The 16,484-nt window shown below is 68.6% G+C and carries 16 protein-coding genes; 9 read left to right on the top strand and 7 right to left on the bottom strand.

Annotated elements, in window-relative coordinates; translation table 11 throughout:
- Nucleotides 1–63: 63 nt before the first annotated feature.
- From RZE79_RS28580 to RZE79_RS28560, 5 genes are all read right to left on the bottom strand, one after another.
- A complete protein-coding gene (locus RZE79_RS28580) occupies nucleotides 64–612 on the bottom strand; it encodes a dual specificity protein phosphatase family protein (protein ID WP_319357819.1) in 549 nt (182 codons plus the stop codon).
- Nucleotides 609–1,109, bottom strand: a complete 501-nt coding sequence (locus RZE79_RS28575; protein ID WP_319357818.1) for a hypothetical protein — start codon at nucleotides 1,107–1,109, stop codon at nucleotides 609–611. Before RZE79_RS28575 ends, RZE79_RS28580 begins: the two co-directional genes overlap by 4 nt.
- Nucleotides 1,106–2,248 (bottom strand): glycosyltransferase, encoded by a 1,143-nt coding sequence (locus RZE79_RS28570; RefSeq protein ID WP_319357817.1) that lies wholly within the window; start codon nucleotides 2,246–2,248, stop codon nucleotides 1,106–1,108. The genes RZE79_RS28575 and RZE79_RS28570 overlap by 4 nt, the downstream gene beginning before the upstream one ends.
- A gap of 85 nt (nucleotides 2,249–2,333) precedes the next feature.
- Entirely contained in the window at nucleotides 2,334–3,779 is a 1,446-nt protein-coding gene (locus RZE79_RS28565) for a nicotinate phosphoribosyltransferase (protein ID WP_319357816.1), read from the bottom strand.
- 65 nt (nucleotides 3,780–3,844) lie between these two features.
- Nucleotides 3,845–4,921 carry a bifunctional nicotinamide-nucleotide adenylyltransferase/Nudix hydroxylase gene (locus tag RZE79_RS28560; protein WP_319357815.1) on the bottom strand — a complete coding sequence of 359 codons (1,077 nt, stop codon included), beginning with the start codon at nucleotides 4,919–4,921 and terminating at the stop codon, nucleotides 3,845–3,847.
- Nucleotides 4,922–5,084: 163 nt separating this feature from the next.
- Here RZE79_RS28560 and RZE79_RS28555 point away from each other — a divergent pair, with 163 nt between their 5' ends.
- From RZE79_RS28555 to RZE79_RS28535, 5 genes are all read left to right on the top strand, one after another.
- A complete protein-coding gene (locus RZE79_RS28555; RefSeq protein ID WP_319357814.1) occupies nucleotides 5,085–5,918 on the top strand; it encodes a pseudouridine synthase in 834 nt (277 codons plus the stop codon).
- A gap of 14 nt (nucleotides 5,919–5,932) precedes the next feature.
- Complete coding sequence (locus RZE79_RS28550; protein ID WP_319357813.1) at nucleotides 5,933–7,045, top strand: winged helix DNA-binding domain-containing protein; 1,113 nt, start codon at nucleotides 5,933–5,935, stop codon at nucleotides 7,043–7,045.
- 98 nt (nucleotides 7,046–7,143) lie between these two features.
- Nucleotides 7,144–7,800, top strand: a complete 657-nt coding sequence (locus RZE79_RS28545) for a response regulator transcription factor (protein WP_099793665.1) — start codon at nucleotides 7,144–7,146, stop codon at nucleotides 7,798–7,800.
- Nucleotides 7,797–9,161 (top strand): ATP-binding protein, encoded by a 1,365-nt coding sequence (locus RZE79_RS28540; RefSeq protein WP_319357812.1) that lies wholly within the window; start codon nucleotides 7,797–7,799, stop codon nucleotides 9,159–9,161. The genes RZE79_RS28545 and RZE79_RS28540 overlap by 4 nt, the downstream gene beginning before the upstream one ends.
- 143 nt (nucleotides 9,162–9,304) lie before the next feature.
- Complete coding sequence (locus RZE79_RS28535; RefSeq protein WP_319357811.1) at nucleotides 9,305–9,643, top strand: hypothetical protein; 339 nt, start codon at nucleotides 9,305–9,307, stop codon at nucleotides 9,641–9,643.
- Nucleotides 9,644–9,667: 24 nt separating this feature from the next.
- Here the strand turns inward: RZE79_RS28535 and aqpZ are convergent, their stop codons facing one another.
- Entirely contained in the window at nucleotides 9,668–10,372 is a 705-nt protein-coding gene (gene aqpZ, locus RZE79_RS28530) for an aquaporin Z (protein WP_153281715.1), read from the bottom strand.
- Nucleotides 10,373–10,560: 188 nt separating this feature from the next.
- Nucleotides 10,561–11,571: an NAD(P)-dependent alcohol dehydrogenase gene (locus RZE79_RS28525; RefSeq protein WP_319357810.1), complete on the bottom strand. Its 1,011-nt coding sequence runs from the start codon at nucleotides 11,569–11,571 to the stop codon at nucleotides 10,561–10,563.
- Between the two features lie 100 nt (nucleotides 11,572–11,671).
- On the opposite strand from RZE79_RS28525, the gene RZE79_RS28520 reads away from it, so the two are divergent.
- The 4 genes from RZE79_RS28520 (at nucleotide 11,672) to RZE79_RS28505 (ending at nucleotide 16,436) form a co-directional block, all read left to right on the top strand.
- Nucleotides 11,672–12,580 (top strand): LysR substrate-binding domain-containing protein, encoded by a 909-nt coding sequence (locus tag RZE79_RS28520; protein ID WP_319357809.1) that lies wholly within the window; start codon nucleotides 11,672–11,674, stop codon nucleotides 12,578–12,580.
- A 57-nt stretch (nucleotides 12,581–12,637) separates the two neighbouring features.
- A complete protein-coding gene (locus RZE79_RS28515) occupies nucleotides 12,638–13,690 on the top strand; it encodes an ABC transporter substrate-binding protein (protein ID WP_319357808.1) in 1,053 nt (350 codons plus the stop codon).
- A 158-nt stretch (nucleotides 13,691–13,848) separates the two neighbouring features.
- Complete coding sequence (gene htpG / locus RZE79_RS28510) at nucleotides 13,849–15,885, top strand: molecular chaperone HtpG (RefSeq protein ID WP_319357807.1); 2,037 nt, start codon at nucleotides 13,849–13,851, stop codon at nucleotides 15,883–15,885.
- Entirely contained in the window at nucleotides 15,882–16,436 is a 555-nt protein-coding gene (locus RZE79_RS28505) for a hypothetical protein (RefSeq protein WP_319357806.1), read from the top strand. Before htpG ends, RZE79_RS28505 begins: the two co-directional genes overlap by 4 nt.
- The last annotated feature ends 48 nt before the right edge of the window (nucleotides 16,437–16,484 follow it).

The raw sequence follows: 16,484 nt of genomic DNA, 5'->3' as shown, positions 1-16,484 counted from the left end.
GAAGATGGCCATCGGCCACGGGGCGGCCAGTATAGGAGCGGGTGCGCGCGGCTGCTGGCGCCTTCAGGACACCACGGGAATCACCGGGGCATGGGCCAGCGCATGGCGCATCTTCAGCGGGTCGAGCCGCTCGAGGTAGCGCGGAATGTTGCGCCACATCGTGTGGTACCCATAGCCGCCGCGCAGCATCTCCTGGCGCGCGCTGTCCTTGTCCCAGTCCTGCACGGCCATGCGGTAGACGGCCGCCACCACGCCCGTGCGGTCGGCGCCGTGCATGCAATGGATGAGCACCGGTCCCTGCTTCTCGGCCTCGCGAATGGCGACCAGCGCGCGCAGCACCTTGGCATCGTCGATCGACCAGGTGTTGATCGGCACGCGCACCAGCCGGATGCCGCTGCCGGCAAACACCTTCCGGTCGTCGTTGAAGGAGCGCAGGCTCACGACCGTGCGGATGCCCAGCGACTGCAGCGCCGCCACGTTCGCGCGGCGCGGCTGCGCGCTGCGATACAGCGTGGGCGTGATGCGGTGCAGGTTCTCGACCTGCAAGGCATCGAGCGGATCGGCCCAGTGGCCGGGGCGCAGGTCGGCGACCTTGGTTTTCGTTGTCGTCATCGTGCGCGCGAAGGCCAGTGGCGCACCGTCAGGATGAGCGCCGCCACCGCGAGCCCGCCCCAGTAGTCCACCGGCGCGCCCCACAGCCAGTGCTTGTGCCAGAACGCCTTGGTCGGGTTGAAGTTCTCGAAGCCGAAGGCCGGGTTGATGAGGAACCACAGGAAGTCTTCGCAGACCCAGAACACGATGAGCCCCGCGAGCGCCAGCCCCCAGTCGCGCCAGGTCCAACGCCCCTGGAAGGCCAGCGGCGAGACGAACACCAGCATCATGAAGGTGAACACCCAGGCGTGATACCCCGTCATCGCGCGCCCGCCCCAGAACAGGTCGAGCCAGATGTTGTTCTCGATGCGCCACGTGGGCAGCGAGGTGGCCCAGCCGGCGCCGCCCTCGATCTGGATCTCGGCGTTGGCGAAGAAGAACGCCATCGTCACGACCCACGCGAGGTAGACCAGCGTGCGGCCGATGCCCGGGCGGGGCTCCATAGCGCCGCCGCTCATTCGGTGAGGCCCAGCACGCGTTGCAGCACCGCGCGCGCGGCCTGCGGCTTGCCCAAGGCGCGGCTGCGTGCGGCCATGGCCGCGAGCTTGGCGGGGTCGGCCATGAGGCGCGCCACCTTGTAGTCCAGGCCGATGGCGTCGTAGGCCAGCCACGCGGCGCTTTCTTCCATGAGGAAGCCGGCGTTGTGCTCTTCCTGCCCCGGAATCGGCGAGATCAGCAGCATCGGCTTGCCCAGCGCCAGGCACTCCGACACCGTGAGGCCGCCGGGCTTGGTCACGACCAGGTCGGCCGCGGCCATCATCTTGTGCATTTCGTTCGTGAAACCGACCGCCACCACGCGGCCCGGATAACGCTGCGACAACGCCTCGAGCCGGGCGTGGGCCTCGGCGTTGCGGCCCGCAACCGCGATCACCTGGAAGGGCGTGTCGCCGCCGAGCGCCAGCACGCGCTCGACCATGCTCGGCAGGTCGCCCACGCCGGCACCACCCGACGCCATCAACAGCACCGGCCGTGCGGGGTCCAGCCCCAGCGCACGAGCGCAGGCCGCGTGCGCCAGCTCGGGTGCATCAGGCTCGGAAAAAGCCGGCATCACCGGAATGCCCGTGACATGCACGCGCTCGGGCGGAATACCGCGTGCGCGCAGTCGGAAAGCGACTTCTTCCGTCGCCGCGAGGTAGCCCGTCATGCCCGGCACCAGCCACATGTTGTGCAGGTCGTAGTCGGTGATCTGCAGCCACACGGGGCACTCGATGCGGCCCCGGTTGCGTTCGCGCATCAGCAGCTCGGCCGGCAGGAAGTGGGTGCAGATCACGGCGTCGGGCTTGGCGCGGCGGATCTCGCGCACCAGCGCGCCGGTGCTAAGGCGCTCGATGCCGCGGCGCAGCCGCTGCGAGGGCGCGTGGTGCGGCGTGACGTCGGTGCGCTGGTGCAGGTACGACCACAGCTCGGGCGCGCGGTTCACCAGCTGGAGGTACCAGTCGGTGTACACCTTGCGAAAGCCCAACGGCACATGGGCCATGGCGTCGACATGCACCGCGGTGTGCGGCGCGAACGACTGGGCGAGGGTGGCTTCTAGCGCCTGGGCGGCGCGCACATGGCCGTTGCCGGCGCTCACACTGAGGATCAGGAGTTTGGTCATGGATTCGGCGGTCTGGTCGCCGGATTATGGGCATGCCATGTGGCAGGGCCCGCGCACGCGCCCTGGACTGAAAAAGGTCACCGCCTCAGAGCGGCGCCCGCGACGTGACGAGCGCTCTCACGCCCACAGCCGCCCGCTCGCGAATCGCATCGAAGGTGGTGTTCGCGACGATGCGTCCGTTCTCGAACACCGTTTGCAGCAGATCGACCTGGCCGCTCGCCAGTGTTTCTTCGCGCACGGTCTGTACGTCGCCGTGTGCGTTCCGAATCAGCGCAAGTCGCCCCTTCTTCGAGGCCTTGTTCACGTCGCCTACCGGCGACTTGTAGACATCGCGCCACTCGCCATTCACCTGCATCGCCGAGCACTTCATCGCCCACTGCATGGTGTCGCGGTTGACCTGCTGCAGCAGGCCGCCACCCATGCCGAAGGAGATGTTCTCGGTCGAGAAGCCGTTGTGGAAGAAGTTCGAGAGGCACAAGCGCAGCGAGTCGAGGTTCACGCCGTCGCCCTGGATGATGCGCACGTTGTTCAGCACGCGAAAGCCCTTGGCGTTCGTCGTGGTGCCGAAGCGATCGGCCAGGATCTGCGCCACCTTGAGCGTGGTTTCGACCGGGTCGCCCGAGTCGGGCCGCACCACCAGCGTCGCACCCGAGGCCACCACCTTGGCCTTGAGTTCGTCGCCCCAGATGTGCGCGCAGGCATTGAAGATGTCGTAGCTGTCGCTCACCACCGCGAAGGTCGTGCCGGGCTTGGCGAACTGGTCGACCATGTTGCTGTACGCGTCGGTTTCATGGTCGCGGCCCCAGCCCGTGATGGTGCTGTGCTCGGCCGCGGGGATCGAGAAGCCCGCCACGTCGCAGTCGTAGTAGCGACGTGCCGCTACCAGGGCAGCCAGCGTGTCGGTGCCCATGAAGTTGACCAGGTGGGCCATGCCGCCGAGCGCGGCCGATTCGAGGCTTGAGACCCCGCGCGCGCCGAAGTCGTGCAGCCTGAACGCGATCTGCCCTTGCGGGTCGTCGCAGGTCGCTTCAAGGTAGCGCAGCAGCGTGGTGCGCGCGGCGGCCGAGAGCGTGGCCACCGTGGTCGGATACCAGATGGCACGCAGCAATTCGGTTTCGAGAAAGCTCGTGACCCAGAAGAACTCGGGGTCGGTGTTCTCGATGGTGGCCAGCACGTTGTGCACCGGCAGCACGCTGCCCTCGGGCACGGCGCGGATGCGCACCGGCATCAGTCCGTCGTGCTTCTCGATGAGCCGCAGCCATCCTTCGCGGTTGAAGGGTTCGCCGTGCACGGCCATCATTGCAGCGGCCTCCTCGACGTCGTCGCGCGTCACCGGCGTCTGCAGGTATTCGCGCAGGTACGCCTGCAGGCCGAAGAACAGCGAGTGGCTGAACAGCCCGCCGCGCGATTCGATGTAGCTGTGGACCGTCTGCGTGCCGGGCGGATATTGCATCCAGTGCGACACCTTGTAGGAATCGGTGCGCAGCAGCAGGTTGTTGCCCAGGGGCGAGGAGGTGAGGTTGCGGTTCATGTGAAAGCTCCTTTCACGTGGGCCCCGTCAACCGGGGCCCGTTCTTGCTGACAAAGCCTGGTCGTTCAGTTCTTGCCCAGGCCACCCAAAAAATGGTTTGCGATGAAGTAGTGGTCTTCGTAGATGCGGTCGGGCATGCCGAGGAACTCGGCAATCGGCACCCACCGCACCGCGGCCGCATCGTCGTCAGCACGCACGTCCGACAGGCCCGTCCACTGGTTGTGCGCCAGCTCGAAGAAGAAGCCGTGCGTGATCGTGCGGCCGCGCTGCGAGCGGTCGGGCGCATCGAACACATGGCTGGCCTTCATGCTGCCGTTGAGCACGGGCACGGGCACCTTGAGGCGGGTTTCTTCCTTCAGCTCGCGGATGGCCGCGTCCTGCAGCCGCTCGTGCTGGCCAACGAAGCCGCCGGGCAGCGCCCACGTGCCCTTGCCGGGATGGAACTTGCGCTGCACCAGGAGGATGTGGCCGGCCTCGACCACGATCGCATCGACCGTGGTGTAGATCGGTGGAAAGCTGCTGCCCGCATAGCGGTACTTGTCGCGGTAGTCGACGAGGAAGGCGCGTTCGTCGCAGAGCTCGGCGTAGTCGGCGGTGCCGGTGAACTTGTCGAGAAAGGCGGCGGTGCCGTCGGGCAGGTCGGCACGCGCGAGCTGGCCGCGGTTCTCAGGATCGAAATAGAGGTTGCGCACGTCGGTGGCGTTGAGGCTTTCCACGCTGTGCTGGCCCACGAACTCCCAGTGCGGAAAGAGCTTGAGGTAGTAGCTGGAGCTGTCCTTCAGGTGCCCCACCAGCGCGACCTTGGCCTGCGCTGCGGGCACATGGCCGTCCTGCTGGATCAGCCGCTCGACGGCGGACTGGATCGATGCGATCCAGAGCTGGTCGTTGTAGGGCGAGTCGCCGACCCCGACGACGCTCACGCGCATCTGCTCGGTGCCACGCAGGCACGCGCGCACCATGCGTTCGCGTTCATCGAAGGTGAAGGGGTCTTTGACGCTGCGGGGCTTGCGGTCGGAGCCGACCACCACGATGACCCGATCGGCGGCGCGCAGGCCTTCTTCGATGAGTCGCTGGTGACCGAAATGAACGGGCTGGAAACGCCCGATGACGACGGCGTACTGAAACTTGCGTGTGTTTGGCATGGTCACTTGGGAATCCCCCAAAAAGGGCGCAATCAACTTGCGCCTGAATTCAGGATAGCACCGGTCCGACGCATCGATCAAGTGTTCCTGGCCCCACGGGGAAGGTGGCCGACGGCAAACGGCCAGATACTCGGAGGGCGCATTTGCTAGGATTCGCCCCCCCATGACCGAGCCCTCCAACTCCCCCCACGCGCCCGTGCGCCTCAACAAACGCATGGCCGAACTCGGCCTGTGCTCGCGCCGCGAGGCCGACGACTGGATCGCGCAGGGCTGGGTGCGCGTCAACGGCAAGCCCGCCGAGATGGGCGTGAAGGTCACGCCCAACGACCGCATCGAGGTCGACAAGGCCGCCAAGGGCCAGCAGGCGAACCAGGTCACGATCCTCATCAACAAGCCCATCGGCTACGTGAGCGGGCAGGCCGAAGACGGCCACGAGCCGGCGGTCACGCTCTTCACGCCGCAGAACCGCTGGGTGGAAGACAACGCACGCTTCTTCTTCGGCCCGCAGCAGCTGCGCGGCCTGGCGCCGTGCGGGCGGCTGGACATCGACTCCACCGGCCTGCTCGTGATGACGCAAGACGGCCGCATCGCGCGCCAGCTCATCGGCGAAGACTCGGTGATGGACAAGGAATACCTCGTGCGCGTGGCCTACCACGGCCTGGACCAGCCCGCGCCCACCGGCCAGCTGGTGCGCCTGGACGACGACGACCCGGTCACCACCAACGTGCAGGCGGTGTTTCCGCCCGCCATGCTCGCGCGGCTGCGGCACGGCCTGAGCCTGGACGGCCAGGCGCTGAAGCCGGCGCGCGTCGAGTGGCAGAACCCCGAGCAGCTGCGCTTCGTGCTCACCGAAGGCAAGAAGCGCCAGATCCGCCGCATGTGCGAGCTGGTCGGCCTCAAGGTGGTGGGCCTGAAGCGCGTGCGCATCGGCAAGGTGATGCTCGGCAACCTGCCGGTGGGGCAGTGGCGCTACCTGGCGCCGCACGAGAAGTTCTAACCAAAAATCGATCCATGGCCGCGGTGCTGAGCCGTCGCGCACTGAACCGGGCCACGCTGGCGCGGCAGATGCTGCTGGCGCGACGCAAGGCGAGCGTCGTGCAGGCCATCGACAAGCTGGCCGGGCTGCAGGCGCAGGCGCCCAACCCGCCGTACGTCGGTCTGTGGAGCCGGCTCGAAGGCTTTCGCCGCGAGCAGCTGACCGACGCGCTGAAGAACCGCCGCATCGTGCGCATGTCGACGCTGCGCGCGACCCTTCACTTGATGACCGCTTCGGACGCGTGGGCCTGGCGGCCGTTGCTCGAACCCGTGCACCAGCGCGGCCTGTCGGGCCTGCATGCGCGGGCCCTTGAAGGCGTCGATCGCGCGGCCGTGGTGAAGGCGGGCCGTGCGCTGCTCGACGACGGACCGCTCACCGGCACGGCGCTCGGCCAGGCTTTGGCCGCGCGCTGGAAAGACCACGCGCCGGCCTCGCTCGCCGCACTCATCCGCAACAACGTGCCACTCGTCCACCTGCCGCCCGCGGGCAGCTGGAACTCGCACCAGAACGCGGTGCTGCAGCCCCTCGGCGCATGGCTCGGTGAATCCACCGCCGAGATCGCAGAAGCCACGCAAGACGACCTGCTCCTGCGCTACCTCGCCGCCTTCGGCCCCGCGACGCTGGCCGATGCGGGCGCGTGGTCGGGCCTCACGGGCTGGAAGGCCGTGGCCGAACGGCTGAGGCCGCAGCTGCGCGTGTTCACCGGCGAGCAGGGCCAGGAGCTCTTCGATCTGCCGCGCGCGCCGCGCCCCGACCCCGACACGCCCGCGCCGCCGCGCCTGGTCGCCGAATGGGACAACCTGCTGCTCTCGCACGCCGACCGCAGCCGCGTGCTCGACGAGGCGCATCGCGCCCGCGTGTTCACCGTCAACGGCATCGTGCGCGGCACGGTGCTGCTCGACGGCTTCGTGGCGGGCACCTGGAAGATCGAACGCGCGACGCAGGCGGCCACCGTGGTTCTGGAGCCCTTCACGCGCTGGTCGGCGGCCGACCGGCGCGGCGTGGAGGAAGAGGCGCTGCGCCTGCTGGCCTTTGCCGCGGACGCAGAAGGCGAGCGGCACGCGGTCCGCGTCCTGAGCCCCGCCTAAGCCTCTCCTAAGTCTTCGCGCCTACGCTGCGCCGCGGCGCAGGGCCACTACCGATCATCCCGGTCGCGTGCTACCTTGCGCGCGAAGGAGTCGCCGCGATGCGCGTGCTGCTGGTGGAAGACGACGAAATGATCGGGCGCAGCCTGAAGCAGGCGCTCGAGGGTGCGGGCTGGTCGGCCGACTGGGTGCGCGACGGCGAGCTGGCGCAAAGCGCGCTCGGCGACGGCGGCTACACCTGCGTGCTGCTCGACCTGGGCCTGCCCCGCCAGGACGGCACCGAGGTGCTGCGCCGCGCGCGCGAACGCGGCGACGCGACGCCCGTGCTGGTGCTCACCGCGCGCGACGGCCTCGACGACCGCATCCACAGCCTGGACCTCGGCGCCGACGACTACCTGCTCAAGCCCTTCGAGTTCCGCGAGCTGCTCGCGCGCATGCGCGCCGTGGTGCGTCGCCGCGACGGCGCGGCGCATTCGCTGATCGGCACCGCCGCGCTGCAGCTGGACCTCACGACGCGCGAGGTGGCGGTCAACGGCGTGCGCGAGGCGCTCACCGCGCGCGAGTTCGCGCTGCTGCATGCACTGCTGGAGCGGCCCGGCGCCATCCTCTCGCGCGAGCAGCTCGAAAACCGCATCTACGGTTGGGGCGACGAAGTGACCAGCAACGCCATCGACGTGCTGATCCACGGCATGCGCCGCAAGCTCGGCGCCGACGCGATCCGCAACGTGCGTGGGCTCGGCTGGCGAGTGGCTGCATGACCAGTGCGGCCCGCCGCTGGTGGCGCCCGCGTTCGCTGCGCACCCAGCTGCTGCTGTGGCTCGTCACGCTGCATGTGGTGGCGGCGGTGCTCACGGCGTGGTTCTCTTTTCTGGCCTACGGCAACCTCGTTCACAACGCACTCGACGACCAGATGCGGCTGGTGGCCGAGTCGTATGGGGGCAACGATCCGCCCAAGACCCCGCGCGCGATGGACGGCGAAGCGGCGTTCTCGCGCGGCGCCTTCGTCGTGCAACTCTGGAGCGCCGACGGCGCCACGTTGCGCGCGAGTTCGTGGCCCGCGCTGTCGGTGCCGCTGCAACCCGGTAGCGGCTTCAGCGACGTGCATGCCGAAGGGCCCGCGCATTCGCGCTGGCGCGTGTTCACGGCCGAGCCCGCGCTGCATGCCGACGCGCCACGCGTGCAGGTGCTGCAGAACGAGGACTACCGGCATCGCCGCGCGCTGCGCCGCGCCTTGCTCGAAGGCCTGCCGATCGCGCTGCTGCTGCCGGCGGCGCTGCTGGTGCTGTGGCTCATCGTGTCGGCCGCCTCGCGCTCGCTGCGCGGCGTGGCGCGCGACGTGGCCTCGCAGGACGAGCGCCGCCCGACCGAGCTGTCGCTGGCGCGCGTGCCCGACGAGATCACGCCGCTGGTGGGCGCCTTCAATCACCTGCTGTCGCGCGTGCGCAGCGCCTTCGCCACGCAGCGCCGCTTCGTGCAGGACGCGGCGCACGAGCTGCGCACGCCGATGGCCGCCATCGGGCTGCAGATCGAGAACCTGCGTGCGCATGTGCCGGCCGGCGAAGCCACCGACCGCTTCAACCAGCTCGAGGCGGGCGTGACGCGCGCGCAGCACCTCATCGAACAGCTGCTGCAGCTGTCGCGGCAGGACGCACCGCCCTCGGATGCGCCGGGCGAGTGGGTCGACATCGAAGCGCTGCTGCGCGACAGCCTGGGCCAGCGCATGGTGCTGGCCGATGCGCGGCGCATCGACGTGGGCTTCGAAGGGCTCACCAGCGCCGTGGTCACCGCACCCGCGTCCGAACTGCGCAGCGTGTTCGACAACCTCATCGACAACGCGCTGCGCTACGCGCCCGAAGGCGGCGTGGTCGATGTGCGGCTGCACCGGGTCGAGAACGGGCAGGCGGTGGTCGATGTGCTGGACAACGGACCGGGCATTCCACCGGCCGAACTGGAGCGCGTGTTCGACCGCTTCTTCCGCGTGCCGGGCGCGGCGGCGGGTGGCAGCGGGCTGGGCCTGGCGATCGCGCGCACGGCGGCCGAGCGGCATGGCTTGCGCATCGAGCTGCGCAACCGCGACGACGGACCGGGGTTGAGGGCGCGGGTGCTGCTGCCGATGTAGACGGCGCGGTGGTGCTCACGCCCGCCTCATTCTTCGCTCACGCTGGCCTCAGTCTGGCTGCCTAGAGTGGCTGCAGGTCCTGCTGCGCGCAGTCCGCGCGATGGCACCGGACCGGAGACAACCTGCCCTCAGGAGAACACACCATGCGCATTTCGTTCCAACTTCTTGCCGTTGCTTCCTTCGCCGCGTTCGCGGCCCTGGGCACGGTCAATGCGTCCGCCGAAACCACCGACGGTTCGGACTTCCATCCGCTGCAGATGAATTCGCCGGAGAACCCGGAGGTGCAGGCCGGCGCGATGGCGGCGGCACGTCCGAGCGGCACGGAGCCCATTGGGCAGTCGACGTCGGCGCCGGCGATCAATGGGTTGACGCCGGTGTCCGACATCGAGGCGGGCGCCTATGCGGCGTCGCACCCGACGGGCACCGAGCCCATCGGGCAATCGACTTCACTGCCGATGGTGAAGTCGGGCAGCGGAAGCTGATTCCGCCGCCGAAGACTTACAAGCTCAGTCGTCGTTGCTGCTGAGCAGTGCGCGGTAGATCACCGCGCCGATGATCGCGCCCACGATCGGGGCGACCCAGAACAGCCACAGCTCCGACATCGCGTACGACGGGCCGAACAGCGCGGGGCCGGTGCTGCGCGCCGGGTTCACCGAAGTGTTGGTCACGGGGATCGACACCAGGTGGATCAGCGTCAGGCACAGGCCGATGGCCATGCCCGCGAAGCCGGCCGCCGCGCGGCGGGCGGTGGCACCGAGGATCACGATCAGGAACACGGCGGTCATCACCACTTCGCTGATGAGTGCGGCCGTCATGCTGTACTTGCCGGGCGAGTGCTCGCCGTAGCCGTTGGTGGCAAAGCCGCCGATGTCCGCGCCCGGCTTGCCGGTGGCGATCAGGTACAGCACGCCGGCCGCCGCGATGGCGCCCAGCACCTGCGACACGATGTAGCCCGGCAACTGTCCGGCCTTGAAGCGGCCTGCGGCTGCAAGGCCGATCGACACGGCCGGGTTGAAGTGGCCGCCCGAGATCGGACCGAGCGCATAGGCGCCGGTGACCACCGTGAGGCCGAAGGCCAGCGAGACGCCGAGCAGGCCGATGCCGACGCCCGGAAAGGCCGCTGCCAGAACTGCGCTTCCGCAGCCTCCGAGCGTGAGCCAGAAAGTACCAATGAATTCTGCAGACCACTTTTTGTAGGTACTGTGTTCCATAACGCTCCATCCTGAAGTTGAGAAAGCGCGCACGGCGGGGGCCGAACGCGGGCCGCATTCTAGGAACGGGAAATGGAGGCGTCGAGCAAACGGGCGCGCTGAGCGGCAACTGTTCACGATTGCTGTGGATTTGTGCCCTGCAGCATTTGCAAATGGGCGGGGCGAGGGCGCGCCACCGCACATCGTCGTCACATCGTCACGACCACTTTGCCGAACGCGCCGCGTTCCAGATGGTCGAGCGCGGCGGGCAATGCGTCGAAGCCGTAGCGCGCCGCGATCACCGGCTTCAGCGCGTTGGCATCGACCGCGCGCACCAGCTCTTCGAGCGCGCGCCGGTGGCCGACGCCGATGCCTTGCACCGTCACGCGGCCGAGCACCATCGCGTAGAACGACGCGCTCAGCGTGTCGCCGCCGAGCATGCCGATGATCGACACGCGCCCGCCCTGCTTCACGGCCTGCAGCGAGCGGTCGAGGTCGGGGCCGCTCGACAGTTCGAGCACGTGGTCGACGCCGCGCCCTTGCGTGAGCCGGCGCACCTCGGCGGGCCAGTCGCTGTCGCGTGCGAGCACGTGCGTGGCGCCGAGCGCGCGCGCCGCGGCCTGCTTGTCGGCGCTGCCCGTCACCACGATGGCCTGCGCGCCGTGCAGCCGCGCGAGCTGCAGGCCGAACAGCGCGACGCCGCCGGTGCCGTGGACCAGCACCGTCTCGCCCGCGCGCAGGGCGCCGGTTTCGACCAGCGCGAACCACGCCGTGAGGCCGGCGCACGGCAGCGTGCTGGCTTCTTCGAGGCTCAGCGTGGCGGGCGCGGCCACGGCCCAGTTCGCATCGATGCACACGTGCGAGGCCAGCATGCCCGGGCCGGGGCCGCCGAGCAGCGTGGTGTCGGCGTGCCAGTGGCTGTCGATCCAGCCGCCCCAGAAGGTGTTGATCACGCGGTCGCCCACGGCAAAGCGGCGCACGCCCGGGCCCACGGCCACCACGGTGCCCGCCATGTCCGAGCCGGGCGTGAAGGGCAGGTCCAGCGCCATGCCCATGCCGTCGCGCACCATGAGCAGGTCGCGGTAGTTGAGCGCCACCGCGCCCACGCGCACGAGGATCTGGCCCGCACTCGGCGAGGGCATCGGCGCGTCGGCTTGTTCGAGGTGGGCGCGGCCCAGTCGGGGAAGCTGCCAGCGGCGCAGCACGTCGGGTTCTTGCATCGGAAAGGCTCCATCGGAAAAGATCGACCTCGATGCTATTGGCGATGAAAACGATCCGGTGGTGGATAATTTTCCGAAGAATGGTGCTTGAAAGTCTCCAATGAGCCAACGCCTGCAAGGCATCGAAGAGTTCGTCGCGGCGGTGGAGGCGGGCAGCTTTGCGCTTGCCGCGCAGCGCCTGCACGTCACCCGTTCGGCCGTCGCCAAGAGCATCGCGCGGCTCGAGGCGCGGCTGGACACGCGCCTCTTTTTGCGCACCACGCGCAGCCAGAGCCTCACCGAGGAAGGGCACGGCTACTACGAGCGCTGCCGCCGCGCGCTGGCCGAGCTGGACGCGGCCGAGGCGCTCACCGACGCCGCGCGCCACACGGCCGCCGGCCTCGTGCGCCTGAGCATGCCGGCGATGCTCGGGCGGCTCAAGGTCGGGCCGCTGCTGCTGGCCTTGGCGCGCCAGCATCCGCAGCTGTCGCTGGAGCTGGCCTTCAACGACCGGCGCGTCGACCTCGTCGAAGAGAGGCTCGACCTGGCCATCCGCAGCGGCGAACTCGACGACAGCGCCGGCCTCGTGGCGCGGCCGGTCGGCGTGCAGTGGATGCTGCTGTGCGCCGCGCCCGCGTACCTGGCCGAGCGCGGCCATCCGCGCGACCTGCGCGCACTGGTCGCGCCGCACGAGGCCGTGTACTACGCCCGCGACGGGCAGGTGTCGCCCTGGCGCTTTCACGAAGGCGGAACGATGGTGGAGGCCGCGCTGCCGTCGCGCCTGCGCTGCGACAGCGCCGAGGTGCTGCTGGAGGCCGCCCTCGGCGGCATGGGCCTCGCGCGGCTGCCGGCCTGGCTGGCGGCCGACGCGCTCGCGGCCGGCACGCTGGTGCGCGTGTTCGACGAGCCGGTGCCGTTCGGCTTTCCGCTGCACGTGATCCGCACGCCGAGCCGCTACCTGCCGCTGAAGACGCGCGTGGTGATCGACTGGCTGGTGGAACACCTGCCACCGCTGCTGGCGACACGCTGAACCCATCCACGCGGACGGGCGCTATCCTGCGCCTTCGAGCAACGAGGAGACCCGCGCATGCCTTCATCATTCGCCCCGCGACACACCGTGAGCGCCCTGGCCGCCGCCTGCCTGGGCGCGGCGTTCCTGCTCGGGGCGCCGCAGGCCGCCGCGCAGGGCACCGTCAACGCGCTGTGCAGCACCGACGCGGGCTGGTGCGAGGCGGCCGCCACGGCCTTCACGCGCGAGACCGGCATCAAGGTGCAGCAGGCCCACAAGGGCACCGGCGAAATCGGTGCGCAGCTGCGCGCCGAGGCCGCCAACCCCAAGACCGATATCTGGTGGGGCGGCACAGGCGACCCGTTTTTGCAGGCCGCCGAGCAGGGCCTGCTCGAGCCCTACCGCCCGGCCTACATCAACGATCTGCACGACTGGTCGGTGCGCCAGTACGCCATGTCGCAGAACATGGTGGGCGGCTTCTACACGAGCGCCATGGGCTTCGGCTTCAACACCGACCTGCTGAAGAAAAAGAAGCTCGCGGAGCCGAAGTGCTGGGCCGACCTCATCAAGCCCGAGTACAAGGGCGAGATCGAAATTTCGCACCCCGCCACCAGCGGCACGGCCTACACCGTCATCGCCGGCCTGGTGCAGCAGATGGGCGAGGAGCCCGCGTTCGACTACCTGAAGAAGCTGCATAAAAACGTGACCAGCTACACGCGCAGCGGCCAGGCGCAGGCGCCCAACGTGGCCAAGGGCGAGGTGGCGATCGGCGTGAGCTTCATCTTCGGCTTCGAGCGCTGGCGGCACGACAAATTTCCGGTGAAGACCGCCGCGCCCTGCGAAGGCACGGGCTTCGAGATCGGCGGCATCGCGCTCGTGAAGGGCGCGCGCAACAAGGAGAACGCCAGGCGCTACTACGACTGGCTCATGAGCCCCGCGGGCCAGTCCATCGGCGCCAAGGTTGGCAGCCTGCAGTCGCCGGCCAACAAGACCTTCAAGCCCGATGCCCGCATTCCGTCGATGGACGGCGTGCGGCTCATCAAGTACGACTTCGAGAAATACGGCAAGGTGGCCGAGCGCAAACGGCTCATCGACCGCTGGACGCGTGAAGTGGAGTCGCAACCGCGCTGAAAGCGCAGCGTGCAGCCGACAGCCGTGTGACAAAGTTCGCCCGGCCTTGCACTCGTTGTTTTTTGGCGCGACAACCCCAGTTCATAAAGTTGGCAAGGCCGCTGCCCGCCGCGGGCGGCTCGCCTTAGAATTTTTTGGCTTCGATCTCATTCTTTCCCATGGCTGATTCCTCCAATACCAAACTCCCGTTCCAGGCTGAAGTCGCGCAACTGCTGCACCTCGTCACGCATGCGCTGTACTCCAACAAGGAAATCTTCCTGCGCGAGCTGATCTCGAACGCGTCCGACGCGTGCGACAAGCTGCGCTTCGAGGCGCTCGACCATCCCGAGCTCTACGAAGACCAGCCCGAGCTCGACGTGCGCCTGTCGTTCGACAAGGCCGCGCGCACCCTCACCCTCACCGACAAGGGCATCGGCCTGTCGCGCCAGGAAGCCATCGACAACCTCGGCACCATCGCCAAGAGTGGTACCAAAGACTTCATGAGCCGCCTGAGCGGCGACCAGAAGGCCGACGCGCAGCTCATCGGCCAGTTCGGCGTGGGCTTTTACTCGGGCTTCATCGTGGCCGACAAGATCAGCGTCGAGTCGCGCCGCGCGGGCCTGCCCGCCGACCAGGGCGTGCGCTGGGTGAGCGGCGGCGCCGGCGACTTCGAGGTGGCCGACATCACGCGCGCCGAACGCGGCACCAGCATCACGCTGCACCTGCGCGACGATGCCGACGAATACCTCAACGCCTGGAAGCTCAAGCAGATCGTCGGCAAATATTCCGACCACATCTCCCTGCCCATCCTGATGGAAAAGGAAGAGTGGAAAGAAGGCGAGAACGACCAGCCCGGCGACATGGTGAAAACCGGCGAATGGGAAACCGTCAACAAGGCCAACGCCCTGTGGAGCCGTCCCAAGAAGGACATCACGTCCGAGCAGTACGAAGAGTTCTACAAGAGCATCAGCCACGACTTCGAGGCGCCGCTGGCCTGGAGCCACAACCGCGTCGAAGGCAGCACCGAGTACACGCAGCTGCTGTACATCCCGGCCAAGGCCCCGTTCGACCTGTGGAACCGCGACAAGAGCGCGGGCGTCAAGCTGTACGTCAAGCGCGTCTTCATCATGGACGATGCCGAGGCGCTGCTGCCCAACTACCTGCGCTTCGTGAAGGGCGTGATCGACTCCGCCGACCTGCCGCTCAACGTGAGCCGCGAGCTGCTGCAGGAAAGCCGCGACGTGAAGGCCATCCGTGAAGGCAGCACCAAGCGCGTGCTGTCGATGCTCGAGGACCTGGCGAAGAAGCAGAAGACCGCACCCGACAGCGTCGAGGGCAAGATCGATGTGGGCTCGGGCGAATCGGTGCCGGCTCCCGAGCCGACCGAAGGTGTGACCGACGTGGTCGACAAGAACACGCCCACCGCCGCCGAAACGGCCGCCGCGGCCGCCGACGACTCGGGCAAGTTCGCCAAGTTCTACGCCGAGTTCGGCGCGGTGCTGAAAGAAGGCCTGGGCGAGGACATGGGCAACCGCGACCGCATCGCCAAGCTGCTGCGCTTTGCCTCCACCACGAGCGACGTCGCGAGCGTGAGCTTCGCCGACTACAAGGCGCGCATGAAGGACGGCCAGGACGCCATCTACTACATCACGGCCGACAATCTCGCCGCCGCCAAGAACAGCCCGCAGCTCGAGGTCTTCAAGAAGAAGGGCATCGAGGTGCTGCTCATGACCGACCGTGTCGATGAGTGGGCGCTGAACTACCTCAACGAGTTCGACGGCACGCCGCTGCAAAGTGTGGCCAAGGGCGCGGTCGATCTGGGCAAGCTGCAGGACGAGGCCGAGAAGAAGGCCGCCGAGGAAGCCGCCGAGTCGTTCAAGCCGCTGCTCGAGAAGCTGAAAGAAGCGCTCAAGGACAAGGCCGAAGACGTGCGCGTGACCACGCGCCTGGTCGACTCGCCCGCCTGCCTCGTGGTGGAAGACGGCGGCATGAGCACGCAGCTCGCGCGCATGCTCAAGCAGGCCGGCCAGCCCGCGCCCGACCTCAAGCCCGTTCTCGAAGTCAACGCCGAGCACCCGCTGGTGAAGAAGCTCGAAGGCTCCGCGCATTTCGACGACCTCGCGAACATCCTGTTCGACCAGGCATTGCTGGCCGAAGGCGGCCTGCCGGCCGACCCCGCGGCCTACGTGAGGCGCGTCAACGCGCTGCTGGTGTGAACGCCCGGCCGCGCATCGTTCGTCGCGCAGCGGCTGCCACTTCGGCACTGCTGTTGTTGCTTCTGATGGGCGGCTGTTCGCACTATCACATCGGCATTCCGCTGGTGCCCGGGCTCTCGCTCGGGCTCGGTGCCACGAAGGACGGCAATTTTTCCGTCGGCCTGAACACCGGCTGGGGCCCGCTCGGCGCGGGCGTGTCCCTGCACGACAACGGCGCCGTCACCGGCTCGGCCAGCGTCGGCGTGGGGGTCGGCGTCGGGCCGATCGGCACCGGCGTGGGCGTCGGCAAGAGCGTGGTGCTGCACAACCCGTACGAGACGGCGGCGCCAGCACCCGGGCAGGCGACGCTTGGCGTGGTGGTGCCTGCTTCGGTATCGGCCACCGCGCCTGTCAACGTCACCAAGGCTGGCGTCACGCGGCCGATGTCGCCGTCGCCACCGATCGCCGCTGCACCCGTGCCGGCGGCACGCGTGTCCTACCGCCCCTCCGCTGCGAAAACAGCGGTCGTGGCCGGCGAAGCAGGCACCCCCGGCAATCCCATCGCGCCCTGATGGTCGCGCCCCTCCCACCCCTGACCGCGCCGCGGCCCGGCGCGAGGC

The organism is Variovorax sp. EBFNA2 (assembly GCF_033802765.1).
Lineage (GTDB): Bacteria > Pseudomonadota > Gammaproteobacteria > Burkholderiales > Burkholderiaceae_C > Variovorax > Variovorax paradoxus_H.
This window is presented reverse-complemented; position numbering and strand designations above follow the sequence as displayed.